Below are 20666 nucleotides of genomic sequence, written 5' to 3' on the forward strand. Positions count from 1 at the left end.
CTTTTATTCAGTCACAGCAAATCTATTATACAAATAACTAGTGTAACAATGAGCGAATCCCAAAACATAGAATGGAAAAGAAGCTGGCATGACGATTATCTAAAATGGATATGCGGTTTTGCTAATGCTGTGGGAGGTACTATTTTCATCGGAAAGGATGATGATGGTGTGGTAACCCATTTGGAAAATTACAAAGCCCTGATGGAATCCCTCCCTAATAAAATTCGTGAAAATTTAGGGATTATCTGTAATGTGAATTTGCATGATGAGGACGGCAAAAAACACTATATTGAGATTAAGGTTAATCCGTATAGTGTACCCGTTTCATTGAGAGGGCGTTACTATTATCGTTCGGGCAGTTCCAAGATGGAAATGACCGGAAATACCCTGAACGAATTCCTACTAAAAAAAGCCGGTAAAACCTGGGATGATGTTTTAGAAGAAGGTGCCGAGTTGGAGGACATCGATATTGAAAGCATTCAGCAGTTTGTCAAAGATGCCATAAAGAGTGGCCGTATGCCTGAGGATATTGGTGATTTAAGTAAGGAGGAACTTTTGGAAAAGCTGCGCTTATTTGATAAAGGCAAACTCAAAAGGGCAGCCGTTATTTTGTTTGGTAAAGACCCCAACCGTTTTTATCCCAATATCAAGGTCAAAATTGGTCGATTTGGGGTGAACGATGCTGACCTGCGTTTTCAGGAAGTAGAGGAAGGCAGTATCGTACAATTACTAAAAGCGGTCCCCAATCAGCTTAATTACAAGTTTTTTATCAAACCAATAGACTTTGAAGGTATGCAGCGGGTGGAAAAGGATGAATATCCTGTGGCTGCTATCCGAGAGATGCTTCTGAATGCTTTGGTTCACCGTTCCTATATGGGTTCTATGGTACAAATGCGTGTGTATGACGATAAACTGACGATTTGGAATGAGGGTAATCTTCCGGAAGGGATGGCCTTGGAGAGCCTCAAACGCCATCATATTTCGCGTCCGAGAAATCCCTTGATTGCCGATGTTTGTTTTAAAGCCGGGTATATTGATTCCTGGGGTCGCGGTACTATCAAAATTTTCGAGGCTTGTGCAGCAGCAGGATTGCCGGAACCTGAAATTAGTAGTATGGATGGCGGAATATTGGTTACTCTATTCAAGAAATCGACCGAGTCGGTAAACGACCAAGTTGACACCGAGCCTGTAAAACAAATAGAACAACTCCAAATGGAATTTGGGGTATTATCTAATCGAATTGCTCTTGGAAAGGAAACAAATATTGCTTTTTTTCAGGATCATTACGGGGTGTTAACGGAAGAAGTTCGGAAGAAGTTCGGAAGAAGTTCGGAAGAAATTCGGAAGAAATTCGGAGAAAAAGCGATTTACACGGTTTTTCTGATATTACTCAAAAATAGCATAACCACTAAAGAAATTGGTTTGTTGTTGGGTGTATCACAACGAACGGTTGAAAAATACATCGATACTCTCAAAAACAACTCTATTATTGAACGTATAGGTTCTAATAAAGGAGGACATTGGAAAATAATACCAAAAAAATGAAATTTACCGAATCACAATTAGAATTAGCCTTTATAAACTTGCTGCAAGAAGAGCAAATGACACATCTTGTTGGTGGACAAGTACGCAAAGTTGAATTTAACGGTTTGGCTGAACCGGCACTTCAGTATGGGCATTATGTGAGTGAAAAAGTTTTGATTGCCGAGGATTTGAAAGAATATCTGCGTAGTCAGTACAAGGATGAAAACATTACCGAAAATGAAATCGATTCTATTATCAGGGATTTGGATCGACTTCCTGCTTCTGATTTGTATGACAGCAATAAGGCTTTTATGAAAATGCTCTGTGACGGTTTTCTGTTGAAGCGTGAAGACCGCAACCAGAAAGACATTTACATTCAGCTGATTGATTATTCTGAACTGGATAATAATATTTATAAAATCGTGAACCAGTTGGCCATTAAAGGCTATGATATGCGTATTCCGGATTTGATTTTATATATTAATGGATTGCCTTTGGTGGTATTTGAGTTTAAATCGGCTATTCAGGAAGATACGACTATTCATAATGCCTATGTTCAATTGACCACCCGATACAAAAGAGACATTCCTGAATTGTTTAAATATAATGCTTTTTGTATCATAAGTGATGGTGTGAATACTAAAGCTGGTTCGTTTTTTGCTCCTTATGATTTTTTCTATGCCTGGCGAAAGATTGAAGGAATGAGCAACGAAGCAGATGGTATCGATGCTCTGTTCAGCTTGATTCAGGGTATGTTTAACCGCAAACGCTTACGGGATATTTTGCAGCATTTTATTTTTATGCCCGACAGTTCAAAGAAAAACGAGAAAATTGTTTGTCGGTATCCGCAGTACTACGCCACCGTAAAGTTGTTCGAAAGTATTAAACAAAACCAAAAACCAGAAGGAAATGGTAAAGGCGGGACTTATTTTGGCACAACAGGTTGCGGAAAGAGTTACACCATGCTGTTTTTATCCCGCATGATTATGCGCAGCAAGTTTTTTAAAAGTCCTACCATTGTTCTCATAACCGACAGAACCGATTTGGACGACCAGTTATCGGGGCAATTTACCAATGCTAAGGGATATATTGGAGATGAGACCATCATCAGTGTGGAAAGTCGTTCCGATTTACGCGAACAATTACAGGGGCGTAACAGTGGCGGAGTTTTTCTGACTACGATACATAAATTTACAGAAGATACTCAATTGTTGACCGACAGGTTCAATGTGATTTGCATTTCGGACGAAGCCCATCGCAGCCAAACTAATTTAAACCAAAAAGTAACTTATTCAGAAAACGGGGTCAAGAAAACTTATGGTTTTGCCAAATATTTACATGATTCACTGCCCAATGCCACGTTTGTAGGTTTTACAGGAACGCCTGTAGATGCCACTTTGGATGTTTTCGGGGATATTGTGGATTCCTATACTATGAGGGAATCGGTAGCTGATGAAATTACGGTTCCGCTAGTTTATGAAGGAAGAGCTGCTAAAGTGATGCTTCATCAGGATAAGCTGAAAGAAATCGAGGCGTATTATGAACAATGTGCTGAGGAAGGAAGTAACGAAAACCAGATTGAGGAGAGCAAAAAAGCCATGTCGCAGATGAATGTGATTTTAGGCGATCCATCGCGTTTGAAAGTCATTGCTGCCGATTTTGTGAGGCATTACGAAAAGCGCACGGAAGAGAAAGCAAGCGTTGCAGGAAAAGCAATGTTTGTTTCAAGTAGTCGGGAGGTTGCCTATGAATTGTATAAAAATATTCTGGAACTCCGTCCCGATTGGGGTATAGCGAAAGAAGCCGAAAATATCGAACTCCTAAGCGAAAAAGAAAAGCGAGAACTTAAAGCTGTGGAGAGAATGAAGTTGGTTATGACCCGAGGCAAAGATGATGCAAAAGAATTGTATGATTTGTTAGGCACTAAAGAATACCGTAAAGAATTGAACCGCCAATTCAAGTTTGAACATTCCAATTTCAAGATAGCTATTGTAGTTGATATGTGGCTTACCGGTTTTGATGTGCCTTTTTTGGATACGATTTATATTGACAAACCGATTCAAAGACATAATCTGATACAAACCATATCAAGGGTAAACCGAAAATTTGAAGGCAAAGAAAAAGGCTTAATCGTTGATTATATCGGGATTAAAAAGCAGATGAATTTGGCTTTAGCACAATATAATTCCGGTCAGGAAACCAATATTGAAGAGGTCGAGCAATCGGTAATTGTGGTCAAAAACCAATTGGATTTACTGGAAAGGCTTTTTCATACTTTTGATGATTCCAAATATTTTGATGGTACTCCTGTTGAACAATTACAGACGCTGAATAAAGGAGCTGAAATTGTTCAGTTGACCAAAGAAATTGAAACCCGTTTTATGAATATCGTCAAGCGATTAAAGGCTTCTTTTGATATTTGTTCGGGTAGTGAATTACTTTTAGAAGCCGAAAAGGATAAAATTTATTTTTACCTAGCCATTCGTTCCATAATTTACAAACTAACAAAAGGGACTGCCCCTGATGCGGCTCAAATGAACGAGAAGGTTCGAAACATGATGCAACAAGCCATAGAAAGTGAAGGAGTAGAAGAAATCTTTAAACTAGGGGAAGATGAAGCTGCCGAAATTGATTTGTTCTCGGATGATTATTTGACTAAACTGGATAAAATAAAATTGCCGCATACCAAATTCAAATTACTTCAAAAGCTACTGCAGCAGGCTATCGATAAAATGAAAAAAGTCAATAAAGTAGCCGGAATTGATTTTTCAAAACGACTGGAATTCATCGTGAGCAAATACAACGAAAGAGATGAAAGTGATGTGTTGCGAAGTGAGGTTTTGGAAGACTTTACCAACGAAATCATGGAGTTGTATTTTGTTATAAAAAAAGAGAATGAATCCATACAGGAATTGGGCATTGATATAGAAGAAAAGGCATTTTACGATATTTTGAAAATGCTGACTGTCAAATATGATTTTCCTTATCCGGAAGATAAATTAACGGATTTGGCCAAAAAAGTAAAATCAGTCGTTGACGATAAAACCAAATATACAGACTGGAGTAAACGAGAGGATATCAAAGCCGAATTAAAGGTAGATTTAATTATACTTTTAGCAGAGAATGATTATCCGCCTATTGATCGAGACGAAATCTACAAAGAAATTTTTGAACAGGCAGAGAATTTTAAGAAGTATAACAATTAATGTGGCTTAAATAAACTATTATCAAGTTATTAAACAGCCTATTCTAATTATAATAATTTAATAGGTTGTTTTTCTATCAAACCCAATCAAATTAAACATCGCTCGCATGCGGGAACGGAGGCGGTTGCCATTCCTGTATTTTCAGCAATTTGAGTGTAGGCAATAGTTTTGCGTTCATCCGGGAGTGTCAACCATTTATTCATCGGTATCTTTTTTTAGTGCCTGGCGCATGATAATTCGAATCCATTCGGGAGCCAATTTGATGTCATGCTCCAAACGGTATGGATCTTCTTTTTTCAGGTGGTCTATTATTATTTGTTTTTCTTTTTCGGAAATATCGTCTTTGCCAATTTCTCTGGCAGCCTGAATGACCAAGCTGCTTATTTGGCCAATGGCCGATAAATTTTTAGGACTCGTCTTTTTGAATATGATTTTTCGCTTGCCTAAATCAATTTTGCGAGCTGCTCCATCAGTAAGGTACACTGCATTCATCGGAATTTGGGTAGAAAGTCCCAAAGCATTTAGTGCTAAACTTCCAGTTGGGATTATCCTGGCTTTATCTCTTTTTGCTATTGCCTGTGCAATGGCCTCTGTGCTGGGTTTCAAAACTCCAAAAACCGGGTCTGTTTCTAAGCGGGCATAGATACCTCTTGCCACACGGGAAATCATTTCTTTTAATACTAATCTCTCTAAGGCTTTTGAGACGGCTTTTGCCGAACCAAAAGACAAGAAATCCTCCGTAAAAAATAGCGAACCCTTCTTGGCTTTTTTAATTTTTAAAATTACTTTGTCATCAATGCTTTGCATAGTTGTTATGTGGATAATTTGTCGCAAAAATAGTAAATATTTGCGACAAAATAATACTATTTAAGTTTTGGCAGTAAATTGAATTTATTGCCGAAAGTTAATTGCTATTTACGTTTGTCTATTGTACCTCTATCAAAAGCTATCAGGTTGCATATTTCTCTTAATCTGCTTCTCACTCTGTTGCCGTAATGGCTTTCTATTTCAGAAGCTGAAAGGTTGGTTGTGATGTGGGTTTGTAGTTTTTTTGAAATGAAAATATCATAGCGGCTCAAAAGTATTTCGGCCATTACGTTGCATTCGTTACCATAGTATTTTAGATTGTTTTCAATACCTAAGTCATCGAAGCATATTGTTTTTGGCTGTGATTCATATAATTTTCCGATACTGTACTTATGAATGATTTGGTAGCCGTCCTGAATAAATTCGAAGCTGATATCCCGGCATGGTTTTACTGAGAATTTGTGTTCTAACGGAGTGAGGTGCTTCATTAGGTTCATGATTGTCGTTTTGCCACAGCCTACAGGTCCAGAAAGAAGGATTCCTTTGTTGAGGTTGATATTGTATTGGAAGCAGGTTGGTTCGTCTTTAAGGAAATAAGCAATGAGTTTATAGATTACAGAGTAATCAGATTCATGAATTTTGAAGTGATTGCCGTACAGTTCTAAGCCTTTTTTTTCAAGCCAGAGGATTATTTCAGAGTAGTTGTAATGGTTTGTTGTTTCCATAAGTTTTAATGTTTAACCGAAAAGGATGTAAAGCCCTTCGACAGGCTCAGGGTGCCATCGCAAGGTTCGCATAGTAGAATACATTCAAGAAAACAGGTTGTCCACCCTACCCTTTCATCATCCCTCCATCGGAAAGTAAACTAAAGTGGTTCTGAATAGTCTTTATCAGTACCTGTGTTGAGGTGTTTTGCTCTGCTGGTGTTTTGTTCATTTGAAATGAATTTAGGTGCGTTTAAAATCCAGTTTTGTGCTGCGGCCTGCCAATTGACCATGGGTGTTTTTCCACCTACTAACCAGCCGTTGCTGGAAAAATAATTGAAAAACTTTATGGCTTCGAGTTCTGGGAAATTTTGATTGAGGAAATAGGATTTGACTTCATCAAGAACTGGATTTGAATTTAGATTATGTTTCACTTCGATACTTCGACTAAGCTCAGCACAGGTTTGCTCTGTGTGACAACTTTCCTCTTTTTCTTTTTTGGCGGAACTTTTTTCATTTTTAGCTGCTTCAATTTTTAAAAAATCATCTTCCTTTTTATTTTTTTTTGCTTGCTTGTCCAAGTTTACAATCTTTAAATCGTTTGAAATGTTTGGTATGTTTGTATTGTTTATATAAGATACTAGCGCTTGTTCAGTACTAGTCTCATTAGTTGTACCAGTACTAGTTTGAGACTGGTTCACGACTTGTTCATTGACTAGTTCAGAAACAGGTTCGTTTTTTGGAACTGTTGTTTTTTCGTTTTTTGGAATTGGTTTTAAATCGTCCGCAAAATTGAATAGGTGAACATGACTTCCTTTGAACGGATTGTAAGATGGTTCATAGTTGATATAGCCTAGTGCATGTAAGTTTTTGAGGCACTTGTGATATGTTGCTTTGGAACTGATTTTGCTAATCCGCATGACTTCATCACGAGATATACTTATTGGATTTTTGAACCGATTGCAATTCCAGAATTGGAATAAAGCAATGTACAAACTTACGTGTGTTGGATTTAGCGTTTTGTCAATTGCTACTTTTTCAAAAAATCCTGTGAGGTGTTTGATGTAGTTCATAGGTCAAGGATAATTGTTATAATTTATGTGCTTCGACAAGCTCAGCATGACAGTAGAATTGTTTGTTCATTATCTCGTCTTATCTAACTAGCCACTTTGGATTGAATAAAGTAACTGAAGCATCGACTTTGTTAGCTTCTAGCAGCTTGTCTAAATCTGCACTGGAGTAGTAAAGAATGCCCCCAATCTTAGTGTATGAGATGGTTCCATTGATGCGGAGATTTTGCAAAGTACCTGGTGAAATATTTAATAGCTTTCGGACTTCATTAGATTTGAGCCATTGTTTGGATTGCTCTGGTTTGGATTGCAGGATTTCTTTTAAGTCGTTTAATAAAAGAGTTCTGAATTCGTTTAAATCTTCGCGAGTAATTACTTCGATTGCCATAATGTTGAGGTTTTAATGATTTTGGACAAAGAGAAATAATTAAGTTGTACCAAAACAGTTGTGGGGGTTGTACAACCCCCAGCAAATAGCAGTAAAACAAAGCAATTAGACAAAAAATTTTTTTTAAAACACCCCAGATTAATTGTATTTATCTTGTTTTATGACTAGATTTGCTTTGTAAATAAATACAGAGGAATATCCTCTTACGACATATTAGCGAAAGTTATTTCGAGCAACAGAAAACCGGCAAAGATTCTATTACAGCTCACATGAATAAACTATTCGCCTACGCAATGCGTGGGCTCGGTTTATCGTGTGCTGTGGGTGCTTGCCGGTACCTCTGTTGCTGGTGATCGATGTCCCACGCAGCTTGTTTATAGCAACTCCAGTTGGGACGTGATTTTAAATTTTAAAATTATGAATGCAAAGCAGGAGGTTATATCGCCAGAACTTCAAGAATTTATGAATACACAAAGAATCCCAAGTGTGGCCGCTCTATTAGTTATTGATGATGAGCGTTTACTTGGGATGGAAGGTTTTGGATATCGGTTGCTAAAAGAGGTTCTACAACTTCGTAAAATTCAATAATTCAATTATTTTTTCTCTTACTGCGCTTTTTGTGGCCGTTTCTACATTATAGTACTTAGTATTTAAACTATCTACAGAAATTGTGTTGGTCATTTTAGTTTTAAAATGCTCTGCTATAAATTTAAAAATGGCTCTGTGAGTGGGTGGATGAATGATACCCGCTTGCACTAATAAACTAAAGAAATAACTTAATTGTGGTACCGATAAATCGGTGTGGAATTTGGTTTTCATTTCAACGCTTATTGAATGCTCCGTAGAGTACGATTCTAATATTCTTTGCTGATTTAGGTACTTAATTTCTTCTTCTAACCAGCCCGCTATTTGCTTTTTAGCAGATGGTAGATTCGGATTCCATTTGTTGTTTGTGTATAATTGTTTTTGATTGGTATGTTTAAGATATCTGTATAAGATTTTATATTTCTGAATGTCATCTTCCTGTTTATTGAGCTCCTTGTTAATTTCATCAGTATAAAAGTCAAAAAACTCTAATGTGTTGAAATTAAATTCTAACATAATATCTTTAAGACACTTTTTAGCTTTCTGCTTATTACTAATGTGCTGGTATACGATGGGAAGGATTTCAGAAGCATATAGCAACTCGTTATAAGTGATTTTTTGTTTAAAATCTACTTCTGCAATTTTTGAAAAACTATGTAATATAATTCTAATTGCTTTTTGATCGGCACTTCTTTTACAAGATTGTTGGAGTGCTATGTAAAATGGTTCCAGTTGTATCTTTATATTTAGAATGCTTTTGATTGAAGCCGGGCTATTTTTATCTAGGTATTTAAGATATTCCTTTTCTAAAAAGCGAATTACTTTTTCAATGTAACTGTAGATGATTTTTAGACAATCTTGTTCTGAAAATGTAGCAGAATATGTGTACAGCTCATATACATCCTCAGCTTTGATTATCTTAATCAATTTTGCCGCTAAATTTCCTAATGCTAGTTGTTTTTTAAGGATGTAGGTTTCTATTTGTTCTTGTGAGTTTATTCCAGATATGATTTCTTTTATTCTTTTTTGAATTACTTCAGTTTCAATTTTTAATATTTGATTGCAATAGAGAAAATAGCATTCGACTTTTTCAATTTCTTCCAAGTTGGTGTTTACTAGAATGAAAAGCTTTGTTGATTTTTCATTGAGTGACCATTTCAACTTTTTATTTTGATGTTTTATATTGAGTTTTTGCTCAATTTGTGGTAATAGTTTTTCTAAATCCGAAACAATATTATTCTTGCAATCTTTAAGAACTGGAGCTTGAGGATGCCAATTATGAATTGGACCTTCTATTTTATATTTAATGTCAGAATCGGTTCTTTTGAAATCAACAGTATAAATATAAAAGCTTTCCAAATAGTTGGAACTAGCAAAATCAATAATTTGGGCTATGGGACAGCTTTTTGAATTTAGTATTTCACTAATTAGCGTATCATAAATTTCTAGTAGGTAATTGAACTTCATAAACAAAATAAACTGTATTCTATTGTATTGATAAATTTTTAAAGCTTACTTTAATAAAATTACAATTGAATAGTTCTACATGGGATTCGTTTCAGTTATGAAGTAAAAATTCAAAAATGAATTCCAGATGCTGAAATTTAGAAGTCCTAAAATAGTCAATCAATTGTACTTATAAGTTATTGATCATTGTATATTTTGGACAACTGTAATTTATCGATAGGGAAACTCTAAGTTGGAATCGCCTAGTTGTTTCCCTAACTGATAAATCCGTGGTATTAAGTTGGATAAATTTGTTTTCCTGCCACTGCATCGGCAAGAGAAAAGGTTTGTTTTTGGATAATATACTATTGTGACTAGTTAGGAATTAAAGTCTGTTACTCTTATTAAGATATTTCATTAGTAAAGATAAATTGGTCATCAAATAAATTATTAAAAGGTTCTTAGTTAGATTTTCTCCACTTTTTTAATTTGACTTACTCCTTATATATACTACTTTCATAAATGTTATTAGATTAAACTACTCAGATAAATCTTTTCTTGTTATAAAGTATTTATCATCTAAAGTTTTCAAAAAAACCTTTAGCACTTCTTTTTCCTCCGTAGTTAATGAAATACCGAGCGTACCATTTTGTTTTAACAAAGGGTCAATTGTAGGATGGTTTTCTATGCCTTTACTATAATGATTTAAAACCATATCAATTTTTGAAAATCTTCCATCATGCATATAGGGTGCAGTATAGCTTAGATTACGCAACGATGGTACTTTAAATTTGTATTTATCATTTTCATCTTGTGTAATTAGTTGTCTTCCTATGTCTTTGTTAAATTGTGTACTTAATCCATTATTTCTAAAAGAACCATCAGTGAAAAGTGGTTCAGTATGACAATTGTTGCAATGTTTTTGGAATATACTATAGCCTTTTCTTTCCCTTTCAGTAAATGTTACTCCAGTTTTTCGCATTACGCTATCATACTTAGAATTACTACTAATACACAGCAACATGAAAGCTGAAAGCGATTTAAAAAGTTGATTAGCCGTAATCTCATCAGAACCATATACCGCCTTGAAAGCAAGACGATAATCTCCTTTTTGACGAAGTTTTGCTAAAACATTATTCAAATTCTCGTCCATCTCTACAGGATTTGTGATTGGTGAAATTGAAAACATATCTAGATGGAAAACACCACCATCCCAAAAAAAAGATTTATTCCATGCTAAGTTCATTATAGGTGGTGTATTACGATTTCCTAGACGATCATCAATTCCATGACTAATGTCATGGCCGTGCTGGGTAAAAGCCGAAGATTGAATATGACAGGAGCCGCAAGAAATTGTATTGTTTCGTGATAGAACCGGATCGTAAAATAATTTTTTACCTAATTCAAAATTTTCTTGCGTTATGGAATTGTCAATGAATTTATATTGTGGATCAGGAAAGTTTTCAGGGATTGCAAATCCTTCAAACTTTACAACTTGGAATGACATAAATATCATAATAAATATGCTTGCAATAATAACTATATTCGTTTTCATAGCTTCAATTATTAGTTAACTTATGCGAAAACATATTCGTATATTTATTAGAAACTGTTTTACTTATCTCACTAAACATGATAGTTGGATTTTGGGCAATACTAATCGGCTTATGACCATTAAAAATATGTAAAATATCAACCTCTAGTTGTACCGTGCTCTTCTTATATTTTTTTGCATTAATAATTCCCTTTTCTTTTAAATCTATATTTACTGTTCGAATATTATTCATTGAACGCTTATCGTAGCCTCCAAAACCACCAATATGATAGCGAAATTTTTTTTGTCCAGTTCTATCTACTTTGAGCTGGTCACAAACCCCCTCCAACTTCAAGAAAATGTAGCCACTATTCCAAGTCCAATACATTCCTTCAAGCATTCCTCCTGAAATATCTAACGCTCCCCTACGTTTGTTTATATCCATAGTACTGCGTAAACTATCCACCCCAACTGTAAAGGAAATTGCTGTGTATTTACCTTTTGGAATATTTATATTTACTATTTTACTTTTATAATTATTTTCTTTTATTAAAAAATAACTACTGTCTTGTGGTACTTTATAGAAATCTCCATTCTTTTTCTTCAAAATAATATTGCTAACAAAGTAATTGAAGGTAGTGATGCTAAACTGTTCTCCAAATTGATTTTTATACTGTAAATTATCGAGCTTTAAAGGATGCCCACCCACAAAATGATGAAATTCTATTTGTAAGTTGGAAAGGTCTTTTTCTTTATTTTGCGAATAGAGCGAAATATTTATTGTTACTAATAGTAAAAACAAATATGAAATGAATTTTATTATATTTTTCATTTTTTAAAATTTTATATGGATAAAAGTTATTTATGCAAATGAATTTTGATACGATTGCAATAATTCGTAGAAAAATTGAGTATCTATTTTATAAATTTTGATCTTATAAAAAGTTAAACAACAATCTTCTTTAATTTTTTCCAGAAATATATTTTGTTAACACAGGATATTCCATTGTAATTGCTACTTCTGCTGCAGATTCTTTTCCGTACCATTGAGCAATTTTATCAAGAATCTTATCAAGAACCTCAATTGATTTATAATTTTGTAAACTAGGCACTGTTTTCATATCAATTGTAGATTCCGTCGAATCGCTAGGAAAAATTTCTAGTCCGCATGCTAACTTAATGGGAGTACTTGTTTTAGATACAATTTGAACTGAAGCTTTACCCGTCATTAGAAGTGCATCAGCTACTAAACCTATGGCAATTTCGTCATCCCCATTTTTTACATTAAGAGCTATAGGCTCTTTTTTTACATTATCTTGTACTACTATCTTATCAGTTAACTTTAGAAACATGTCGCTATTATGGTTGGATGACCAAGTTTGTACACCTATTTTTTTAGCCGTTTCAATCGCTTTGTCATAACCTGCAATTGCTTCAACTAAAGCAAGAGATAATGGAATGGATGCGCTTATTCCTGCACTAGTAATCATTTTTCCGTCGGCCACATATCTAATATTTTCCTGCCACTTTACATTTGGAAATGATTTTTTCATCTCAGGAATGTTTCTGAAATATGTGGTCGCAGAATGCCCATTCAATAAACCAGTATTAGCAGCAACCGTGACTCCAATACAAATACTAACAATTGTACTTCCTTTTTTTTCTTGCTCTTTTATCCACGATAACATTTGTATATTTTTATCATCTCTAACAGCAGGAATTATAACAAAATCAGCACCCTCTGGATAAAGTGTGTCAAATTCAGCAATTGTATTTTGTAGTTTAAATTGAAGAGAACTCATACGCACAGTTCCTGGTTTAACAGAAACTGAAACCATCTTGGCAGTGCCAGATCTTGCTAATATTCCATAAGGAATAATAAAATCTGATAATTCAGTACCTTCATTCATAGCTAAAACCGCTACTACAGGTTGGCTTCGACCAAATCTGGAACTATAAACTTCAATATTATTTGAAGACCTTTTTTTAATTTCATTTTGTCCAAATGATTTATTGCCAATTAAAATCATTAAAGCAATAATCATATTAAAGAATAATTTCATTTGTGTTGTATTTAGTAAATAATATTATATTTAAAATGTACTTGTGAGGTAATATACAATCTCATTTAATTTTCGAAAATTAAGCTGTAGCAATTGTATTTATGGAAAATTTTATTTGAATTGAGGAGGTTTCAAAATGAATGGAATGTATGAACAACTATAATTTAGAAGTGATAAAAAAGAAATTTGTAGAACAATGTTCTTAAAAAAAAGAATTGTATTTACAGAGAAAATTTCCTGCTTAAAAAAAACTTCTGAGAATTTTGTATTGTCTTTTTCTACTGTATTTTTTTCAATTTCTTGAAGTTGTTTTATTTTTTTTAAAAAATAGCATTTCCCCTTACATAACAACTGAGGGAGTGCTTTATTTTCACAATGATTTTCCACAATATACTGCTTGTTTAATTCAAAGAAAGCAATAACAAAAAAACGTGAAAAGTTTGAACTAATCAGAATTGGAAGCAGTAATATGGAAAGTATTTTATTAAACATGCTTACAAATCTACATCGTAGGAAATATGCTTAATTATACTTTTGCATCAATTAATTGTACATAAAGTATGTTTTTATAGTTTCCTACGCGGAATTGTAATTATACAGTCCATTTACATTGTTTTGATTTTTGATATTCTTTAGGAGTAGTATTGGTGAATTTTTTAAAAAACCTATTAAAATATGCGTCAGTTTCAAAACCTAGTTCCCAAGCGACTTCTCTAACAGTTATATTTGACCAGTATAAAAGTCTTTTAGCTTCCAAAAGCAAATATTCATCGATAAGCTGTTTTGGTGTTTTATTACAGGATCGTTTTACAACACGAGTAAGTACTTCGGTACTAATATTAAGACTCTCAGCGTAATAGTTCACTTGGTGGTAGCTTTTATATTGCTTTTTAAGTAATTTTGTAAACTTTGAAAATATTTCCATCTTTTTATTAGAATCAGATTGATTCTCATTTGTTAATTCGGAACAAAGGATTAAAATTACTGTAAGTAAACATCTAATAATTTCAAGATTTTTATTTACCCCTTTATTGTATTCTAAAGTAATAAGTTTTATGTAAGTATCAATTTCTTCCAAATTTGCTTGACTTAATTGCAAAAAAGACTGTGAAAAAATAAATTCAACATGGTCACCTATTTTTTTACTTTGACCATAAATAAACTCTGAAGTAAATGCTAATGAAACCATTTCAGCATCGCTACTATTATCATGTATATGAACCTGATCTATATTTAGAATAACCACAGCAGGTCCTATAAGTTCTTTGGTTTTAAAATCAGCATAATGTTTGGTTTTTCCTTTGTATAAAATACTTAGACAATAATAGTTATGACTGTGAGGATGATTAAAGGACGAAACTTTATTATCATATGGGTTATGAGTATGTATAACAAAATAGTTCGATGCTTTATTATTAAAATCTAAATTGTATTTAGGTATTACATTTTCCATTATACTGAAGTTACTTAAAAACATACAAATTATACTATAAAATTACAGCTATTATTTGAAATCTGTAGTTTAATTTAATAGATTTTAGTATTAAAAGTACCTAAATAACTTTATTTTATAAACGTTAAATGCTGTTCTTCAATTTATTTACAGCTTGAAAAAAAAATCTAGCCCCAAGGAGTACTCTATAAGTAATATTTCTTTATCATATCAATTATTAGTCATACCGAACACCAACAAGTTTGCCATTATTAATTGATTTTGAAGTAATTACAATCAGTATCTTTTTGAATTTGTATAAATTGGTTCATCTGATAAAATTTCAATGTAATAACCACTGCTTTGCACTACATCCATAATTACATCATCTTCTATATTAATAACTGAAGATTCAACTCTAAGAATTCGATCAGAATCTTCCAAATCAAAATTAATTTCATAATAAGGAAATCTTATTTTAAGTTGGAGGTACACCTCCCTAGCTTGATTGCTATCTTTTATATCGGTCTTATATACTTCTACCATTCACATATTCATTATATTCATATAAAAACATTTTTTACCAGAGTAGGATAAAGAGTTCTTTAATAATTAAAGAACGTAGTAAAAATGAGAAACATCCTCTTCGACTGTTGGTTTTGTTTTGCGATAAAATTTAACTGCATAATCATCTACTTTATCCGCTTGTACAAAGACTTCCTCATATCCAATTTCTTTAAAATATTCTTTCGAATAATTAATAAGTTGTGTTCCCACGTTTTGTCGTTGAAATTGAACCGCTACAGCTAGGTCAAAAATATATGCTAAAGGTTTTATGGAATAATATTGCTGTAAAGTATAAGCGGTTAAGCCACCAACAATTTCATTGTTATGTATAGCAACAATAGCATGAAAATCATTTTTATTTAAAAGATTTTCCAAGTGTGGGTCATTTGGGATATCAAAATTCTCCATTATAAAAACGTCTTCAAAAAGGTATATTAGTTTTTTAAAAAGTGAAATATCTTCTTTTTTGAGAGGATAAATTGTAATTTGATCTAGGTAATTCATAATTTAATGATTGATTCGATTATTTTTACAAAATTCTTTATTTAGTTTTTCACAACAATTCTAAATTATAAATACCCATGATTTTAAAAATAAAAATCATGGGCTTATGTGCAGTCTAAACAATTACTAAAAACCGATTTGCACAAATAAATATTAAAAACAAACTTTAAATTGATGAAACATGCGATAACTAATTTGTAGTAATTGGAATCAGCATTTTGTCAATACAATGAATGATTCCATTTCTTGTATTTATATCATATTTTATTATTTTACTTTCTATATTTCCTATCCCATCTTGAATTACTGTATTTTCATTCACTATTGCAAATCTACGAATGTCACCTTCTAAACTTTTAACGGATTGGAAACCATCAGTTAATAATTTTTTTTAAATCATTTTGTTTGTCACTAGTACCTTGAATACTTCTTTAGAAACATCATAGATATCTTTATAATTATTTTCTTTTAAGAAGTTTTCAAATGCTACGTCCTCTGGAGCAAAAACTGTATATTTCATGGTTCCGTGGAAATTATCCAGAAAATTCACTCTATTTAATGCAATGGTAAAAAGTTTGACATGCCTACCAATGTATAAGGTTTCGGCAATTCTTATTTCTTTAGGTAATAGAATTTCATTGTTCATACAAGATGTACTTAAAACCAAACAAAATAAAGTAAGAATAGTAATTTATTGACAAGTTAAATTTAAATTCATATACTATAACCACTATTAATATTTAGTCTGTTACTGTTATACTACAGTTTCCATTGCAATTTATATCCTCTAATGCACAAGCATCTTTTATTACAAAATTTGTGGTTTTTATATTATTGGGGTTAACATCTTTAAGGACTAGTTCTAAATTTATTTTTAAAGTATCTCTTTCGGAAGCAAATCTTTTATTGTCGCATTTTTCAGCTTTTGCACGAATATATAAATTACTTTGCATGGGAAATGATTCCCGAATTTCACCACTCCAAATGATATCGTAGTTAATTTGACAGCCAAGTGGTTTCAAAATTTCGATAGTTAAAATATTATCCTCTCGTTTCACTTTTGAGATTTTAGTTTCAACTTGACAAAATTCGTCTTTTCCTCTTTTTACATTAGTTTCTTGAAACTTTTGGGGATCTGCGTAAAAGGTAAAATGTTCCCCTATTATTTGATAATTTTCTTTTAATTTAAATTCATCATTCGCATCATGACCCGTATTTTCGCAACTAAACAAAAATACACTGAGTGCAAATGTTGAAATGAAAACTAAAGTAGGAATAAGTGTTACCCATTTACTGCTAAAATAATTGATGTTGATTTTCATATATTTACTTTTTAATGTTTAATACCAATACGCTCACTTTTGACAGAACGCTACATGCTAATGCTATTATTTTGAAAAAAAAACTTTTACTGTTACTCCTGCAGAATGCACTTTGTAACTTTCCTTGGTTAAGGCACTAATTGGATATTTATAAAATGGCTGGATTTCATATCCTATATTTTTTGACATATGTGCTCTAAAACCAAATGACAAATTCAAAGATTTCAATGGAGAAAAACGGATATTATCATTATTAATAGATTTTTTGGTGGTAACAGACTCTTTTGTTATAAAACTTTCAATAACACCACCATTTGATTGAAATACTTCGACCTCTCGATAAGTTGTAGAAGTGTACGCAATTGTCTCGCTAAAAATTATATAAGAAGATAATCCTGCCCTTAGATAAATCTTATCGTTTAATACATTGTAGGTGATATTTAATGGAATATCTAAATGATTTAACTTGGATTCATTACGTTTACTCTCATCATCTGAATTCGAAAATAAATTAACTATGTTGCTTTCATTAGTTATATTCATGGTATTATAAATTGTTCCTGTACTTAAAGAAAAGTGTGAATGATTTAGAGGTAAATCAATTTCGAAACCAGCACCATAATTTGAAGAAGTAACCGACTCTATGTTATCTGAATCTGAACCAAAACTAGGCGACACCAAAACACTCACTCGAATATTGTTATGAGTTTTGTTGATTACTTCTTTCTTCTCTGAATCTTTAATAAGTGCTAGTAGATCAATTGCCAAATTATCATTATTTGCTTTACTCATTGACTGAATTTTCACCAGACTTTCGGGTTCTTTAAGGCAATATTTTATATTATGTTTTATTTGTCCAACTGCTTTTAAATCGATAGTCTTATCATTTTTATTAGATAAATTATTCGTTACGACTGAATTTTTCATGTTAGAATCATCTTCATTTGCAGCTTTTTTTTGAGTTACACTATCTCTGTAGTTCGGACCAGTAGTATTTAATGTTACTATATTTTTTATATTGTTTTGACCAGTTTTAATATAAATACTATCTTTTATTACAAATTTTGATTTCTCACTTATAGCAGTCTTATTTGTTTGCTCCAAATCTTTACAGATAACACTTGTAGAATCTTTAAAAAAATATTGAATATTTATATTTGTATCATTTATAGTTTTTGTAATATTTTTTAAAAAGGAAAAAATAACAGTCATTAGAATAAATATAGCAGCAGCTCCCTTATAAAACCAATATAGAGTTCTTCGTTTTTTCTTTTTCTTTTTAGCTAAAAAGTTTTCCCAAGCTCCTTCTTGGTACTTTTCTTCATGACTATATAGTTGTTCTTTTATCTTTTGAACTATTTTTTTGTCAATATGCTCATTCATTTCAAATTAATTACAATATTTTACAATTTGGTCTTTCAATCTTTCTTTAGCCCTTGTGAGATAAGTTCGGGAAGAACTCTCGGCGATGTTAACAATAGCCGCAATTTCTTTGTGACTATAACCTTCAATTTCATAGAGATTGAAAACTACCCTTAACATATCAGGTAGGTCAGCTATCAGTGTATAGATATCATTTAATGATAGCTGATCTATCGCTTCAATTGAAGGTAATTGATTTTTATACTCATATAAGTCTAAATGAAGTTTGAATTTTTTATTTTTTCTTAAATGATCAATAGCAGTGTTTATAGTTATTCTCCGTAACCATCTTTTGAAGGGTTGGTCTAAATTATATGTCTTAATTGAATCAAAAACTTTTATAAAAGTATCATCAACAATTTCTTGAGCTATTTCACGATTTGAACTATATGATAAACCAATGGACATCACATATCCGTAATATTTCCTATATAGAAGTTCCTGATCATTATTGTTTTTATTAATACAACCCAAGATTAAAGCTACTTCCATTCTTTTATCCGTATCCAATCTTTTTTAATGTTTATGCTTTAGTTTAAAAGATTTTATAATCTATACGTTAATAAACTCTAAAACGCTACAGTGTTCTTGTATGTAGATTATTTAATGACGAAAAGGTTATTTAATTTTATGTTAAATATAATTCCGGTAAGTTGATTAAACATCTAATGACTAAATGTTTAAACATTTTTCCTTGCGTAGTGATTTGTAGTCGCTTCTATTGTCGTAAGAAATTAATATTCAGTATTATCATACTGTCAAATAGTTTTTGATATTTTTATAAATTTGATTTAAACAACTAAAAATGAATGAAATATTTGAAATGTCATCTAGAACAGTGACACTAAAACGAAACGAATATTTAAAAATTGAGGGAACTTCAGACACCAATATTTATTATATAGAAAGCGGATGTTTGAAAATTTTCGTCTGGGATGAAGTAGAAAAACGTATTATAAGGTTTGGTTACAAAGGAAACATAATTGCGGCATTAGACTCATTTTTAACTGAAAATTCCTCACCACTATGTATTCAGGCTATCAAAACCACAGTCTTAAAAGTAGCGACTAAAACCCAACTTAATAAATTTATAGAAAATGACAACAATTTAACTTTTTGGAGAAACATATTAGAAAATTTGGTACTCCAACAAATGGAAAGAGAAATGGATATTCTAACCGCATCACCAAGGCAACGCTATGAAAGAGTATTAAAAAGAAGTCCGCAACTTTTTCAGGAGGTTCCTAATAAATATATTGCTAATTATTTAAGAATGAGTCCTGAAACATTATCAAGATTATTAAAATCTTGATTTGAGTCAAGGTTTTTCAAAAAAACTTTTTAGAGATTTGCTTAAAACTTTAAAAATGCAAACGGAAAAATTAATACAGCAGCTTATAGAGCAAACGGAACAACTTCTTACGAAAGCTGAAAAATTAAAACTTTATAATTTGGATCATTTAAGTTGGAGAGAAAACGAAAATTCATGGAATATTCTTGAATGTTTGGAACATTTAAATCTATATGGGGATTTTTACTTACCGCAAATTGAATCTAAAATAAAAAAAACAAATTCACTGCCTGAACAAGAATTCAGAAAAGGATTATTTGGTAATTATTTTGCAAAAAGTATGCTTCCAAAGGTGAAACCTAATAAAATGAAAACTTTTAAAGATAAAGACCCTGTACATCGAAAACTACATAAGTCCGTAATAGATAGATTTATTAACCAACAAGTTAAACTTTTAGAGCTACTAAATTTATCAAAAAAAGTAAACCTAAATAAAGTAAAAATTGAAACCTCAATCTCAAGTTTAATCAAATTAAAATTAGGTGACACTTTCCAGTTTTACATCAATCATATGATTAGGCATTTCATTCAAATTGATAGATTAGAACACTTAATAAAAAATAGAAATTAAGTTTATATAACCATGCAAAGAATCGATTAAAAAGATTGCATATTAAGGGTTTTATATTGATAAGTTAGAAAACTTAACAATTTAAACTACTTTGCCAGGATGAGCTAGCAACCAGATATTACCAAAACCAAATGATTAGATTTAAAAATATTTTTGAGCTTTTTTTAGAA

The 20666-nt window shown here is 32.1% G+C and carries 19 protein-coding genes and 1 pseudogene; 5 read left to right on the top strand and 15 right to left on the bottom strand.

What is annotated here, in order from left to right; all coding sequences use genetic code 11:
* Nucleotides 1–48: 48 nt before the first annotated feature.
* Complete coding sequence (locus tag K5R64_RS08955) at nt 49–1545, top strand: ATP-binding protein (protein WP_220762798.1); 1497 nt, start codon at nt 49–51, stop codon at nt 1543–1545.
* Entirely contained in the window at nt 1542–4730 is a 3189-nt protein-coding gene (locus K5R64_RS08960) for a type I restriction endonuclease subunit R (RefSeq protein WP_220762801.1), read from the top strand. Before K5R64_RS08955 ends, K5R64_RS08960 begins: the two co-directional genes overlap by 4 nt.
* A gap of 195 nt (nt 4731–4925) precedes the next feature.
* On the opposite strand, the gene K5R64_RS08965 is transcribed toward K5R64_RS08960, so the two are convergent.
* The 4 genes from K5R64_RS08965 to K5R64_RS08980 form a co-directional block, all read right to left on the bottom strand.
* On the bottom strand, nt 4926–5537 hold the full coding sequence (locus K5R64_RS08965) for a DUF6088 family protein (RefSeq protein ID WP_220762803.1): 612 nt from the start codon (nt 5535–5537) through the stop codon (nt 4926–4928).
* Between the two features lie 104 nt (nt 5538–5641).
* Complete coding sequence (locus K5R64_RS08970; protein WP_220762806.1) at nt 5642–6262, bottom strand: ATPase; 621 nt, start codon at nt 6260–6262, stop codon at nt 5642–5644.
* A gap of 140 nt (nt 6263–6402) precedes the next feature.
* A complete protein-coding gene (locus K5R64_RS08975; RefSeq protein WP_220762807.1) occupies nt 6403–7314 on the bottom strand; it encodes a transcriptional regulator in 912 nt (303 codons plus the stop codon).
* Nucleotides 7315–7393: 79 nt separating this feature from the next.
* Nucleotides 7394–7699 carry a helix-turn-helix domain-containing protein gene (locus K5R64_RS08980; protein ID WP_220762809.1) on the bottom strand — a complete coding sequence of 102 codons (306 nt, stop codon included), beginning with the start codon at nt 7697–7699 and terminating at the stop codon, nt 7394–7396.
* A gap of 417 nt (nt 7700–8116) precedes the next feature.
* Here K5R64_RS08980 and K5R64_RS08985 point away from each other — a divergent pair, with 417 nt between their 5' ends.
* Nucleotides 8117–8287, top strand: coding sequence for a hypothetical protein (locus tag K5R64_RS08985; protein ID WP_220762811.1), 171 nt, complete (start codon nt 8117–8119; stop codon nt 8285–8287).
* Here K5R64_RS08985 and K5R64_RS08990 read toward each other — a convergent pair.
* From K5R64_RS08990 to K5R64_RS09045, 11 genes and pseudogenes are all read right to left on the bottom strand, one after another.
* Entirely contained in the window at nt 8264–9643 is a 1380-nt protein-coding gene (locus K5R64_RS08990) for a hypothetical protein (protein ID WP_220762813.1), read from the bottom strand. The two genes, K5R64_RS08985 and K5R64_RS08990, sit on opposite strands and share 24 nt — an antisense overlap.
* A 625-nt stretch (nt 9644–10268) precedes the next feature.
* Complete coding sequence (locus K5R64_RS08995) at nt 10269–11285, bottom strand: cytochrome-c peroxidase (RefSeq protein WP_220762815.1); 1017 nt, start codon at nt 11283–11285, stop codon at nt 10269–10271.
* A 4-nt stretch (nt 11286–11289) separates the two neighbouring features.
* Entirely contained in the window at nt 11290–12096 is an 807-nt protein-coding gene (locus K5R64_RS09000; RefSeq protein ID WP_220762817.1) for an MbnP family protein, read from the bottom strand.
* Between the two features lie 130 nt (nt 12097–12226).
* On the bottom strand, nt 12227–13327 hold the full coding sequence (locus K5R64_RS09005) for a DJ-1/PfpI family protein (protein WP_220762819.1): 1101 nt from the start codon (nt 13325–13327) through the stop codon (nt 12227–12229).
* A 592-nt stretch (nt 13328–13919) separates the two neighbouring features.
* On the bottom strand, nt 13920–14780 hold the full coding sequence (locus tag K5R64_RS09010) for a helix-turn-helix domain-containing protein (RefSeq protein ID WP_220762821.1): 861 nt from the start codon (nt 14778–14780) through the stop codon (nt 13920–13922).
* A 276-nt stretch (nt 14781–15056) separates the two neighbouring features.
* Complete coding sequence (locus K5R64_RS09015) at nt 15057–15305, bottom strand: hypothetical protein (protein ID WP_220762823.1); 249 nt, start codon at nt 15303–15305, stop codon at nt 15057–15059.
* Between the two features lie 66 nt (nt 15306–15371).
* Complete coding sequence (locus K5R64_RS09020) at nt 15372–15830, bottom strand: GNAT family N-acetyltransferase (RefSeq protein ID WP_220762825.1); 459 nt, start codon at nt 15828–15830, stop codon at nt 15372–15374.
* 190 nt (nt 15831–16020) lie between these two features.
* Nucleotides 16021–16476, bottom strand: a pseudogene (locus K5R64_RS17185) (fasciclin domain-containing protein).
* A gap of 94 nt (nt 16477–16570) precedes the next feature.
* Nucleotides 16571–17152 carry a hypothetical protein gene (locus K5R64_RS09035; RefSeq protein ID WP_220762829.1) on the bottom strand — a complete coding sequence of 194 codons (582 nt, stop codon included), beginning with the start codon at nt 17150–17152 and terminating at the stop codon, nt 16571–16573.
* A 66-nt stretch (nt 17153–17218) separates the two neighbouring features.
* Entirely contained in the window at nt 17219–18535 is a 1317-nt protein-coding gene (locus K5R64_RS09040; RefSeq protein ID WP_220762831.1) for an outer membrane beta-barrel protein, read from the bottom strand.
* A gap of 6 nt (nt 18536–18541) precedes the next feature.
* Entirely contained in the window at nt 18542–19066 is a 525-nt protein-coding gene (locus tag K5R64_RS09045) for an RNA polymerase sigma factor (RefSeq protein WP_220762832.1), read from the bottom strand.
* 313 nt (nt 19067–19379) lie between these two features.
* Here K5R64_RS09045 and K5R64_RS09050 point away from each other — a divergent pair, with 313 nt between their 5' ends.
* Nucleotides 19380–19886 (top strand): Crp/Fnr family transcriptional regulator, encoded by a 507-nt coding sequence (locus K5R64_RS09050; protein ID WP_220762833.1) that lies wholly within the window; start codon nt 19380–19382, stop codon nt 19884–19886.
* Between the two features lies 1 nt (nt 19887).
* Complete coding sequence (locus K5R64_RS09055; protein ID WP_308443159.1) at nt 19888–20496, top strand: DinB family protein; 609 nt, start codon at nt 19888–19890, stop codon at nt 20494–20496.
* Nucleotides 20497–20666 lie beyond the last annotated feature (170 nt).

The organism is Flavobacterium sp. UMI-01 (genome assembly GCF_019656315.1).
Classification (GTDB): domain Bacteria; phylum Bacteroidota; class Bacteroidia; order Flavobacteriales; family Flavobacteriaceae; genus Flavobacterium.

What these genes read in the sequence shown, in the direction of transcription:
- K5R64_RS08955 (WP_220762798.1), top strand. Translation starts at nt 49, where the DNA reads ATGAGCGAATCCCAAAACATAGAATGGAAAAGAAGCTGGCATGACGAT.
- K5R64_RS08960 (WP_220762801.1), top strand. Translation starts at nt 1,542, where the DNA reads ATGAAATTTACCGAATCACAATTAGAATTAGCCTTTATAAACTTGCTG.
- K5R64_RS08965 (WP_220762803.1), bottom strand. Translation starts at nt 5,537, where the DNA reads ATGCAAAGCATTGATGACAAAGTAATTTTAAAAATTAAAAAAGCCAAG.
- K5R64_RS08970 (WP_220762806.1), bottom strand. Translation starts at nt 6,262, where the DNA reads ATGGAAACAACAAACCATTACAACTACTCTGAAATAATCCTCTGGCTT.
- K5R64_RS08975 (WP_220762807.1), bottom strand. Translation starts at nt 7,314, where the DNA reads ATGAACTACATCAAACACCTCACAGGATTTTTTGAAAAAGTAGCAATT.
- K5R64_RS08980 (WP_220762809.1), bottom strand. Translation starts at nt 7,699, where the DNA reads ATGGCAATCGAAGTAATTACTCGCGAAGATTTAAACGAATTCAGAACT.
- K5R64_RS08985 (WP_220762811.1), top strand. Translation starts at nt 8,117, where the DNA reads ATGAATGCAAAGCAGGAGGTTATATCGCCAGAACTTCAAGAATTTATG.
- K5R64_RS08995 (WP_220762815.1), bottom strand. Translation starts at nt 11,285, where the DNA reads ATGAAAACGAATATAGTTATTATTGCAAGCATATTTATTATGATATTT.
- K5R64_RS09000 (WP_220762817.1), bottom strand. Translation starts at nt 12,096, where the DNA reads ATGAAAAATATAATAAAATTCATTTCATATTTGTTTTTACTATTAGTA.
- K5R64_RS09005 (WP_220762819.1), bottom strand. Translation starts at nt 13,327, where the DNA reads ATGAAATTATTCTTTAATATGATTATTGCTTTAATGATTTTAATTGGC.
- K5R64_RS09010 (WP_220762821.1), bottom strand. Translation starts at nt 14,780, where the DNA reads ATGGAAAATGTAATACCTAAATACAATTTAGATTTTAATAATAAAGCA.
- K5R64_RS09015 (WP_220762823.1), bottom strand. Translation starts at nt 15,305, where the DNA reads ATGGTAGAAGTATATAAGACCGATATAAAAGATAGCAATCAAGCTAGG.
- K5R64_RS09020 (WP_220762825.1), bottom strand. Translation starts at nt 15,830, where the DNA reads ATGAATTACCTAGATCAAATTACAATTTATCCTCTCAAAAAAGAAGAT.
- K5R64_RS09035 (WP_220762829.1), bottom strand. Translation starts at nt 17,152, where the DNA reads ATGAAAATCAACATCAATTATTTTAGCAGTAAATGGGTAACACTTATT.
- K5R64_RS09040 (WP_220762831.1), bottom strand. Translation starts at nt 18,535, where the DNA reads ATGAATGAGCATATTGACAAAAAAATAGTTCAAAAGATAAAAGAACAA.
- K5R64_RS09045 (WP_220762832.1), bottom strand. Translation starts at nt 19,066, where the DNA reads ATGGAAGTAGCTTTAATCTTGGGTTGTATTAATAAAAACAATAATGAT.
- K5R64_RS09050 (WP_220762833.1), top strand. Translation starts at nt 19,380, where the DNA reads ATGAATGAAATATTTGAAATGTCATCTAGAACAGTGACACTAAAACGA.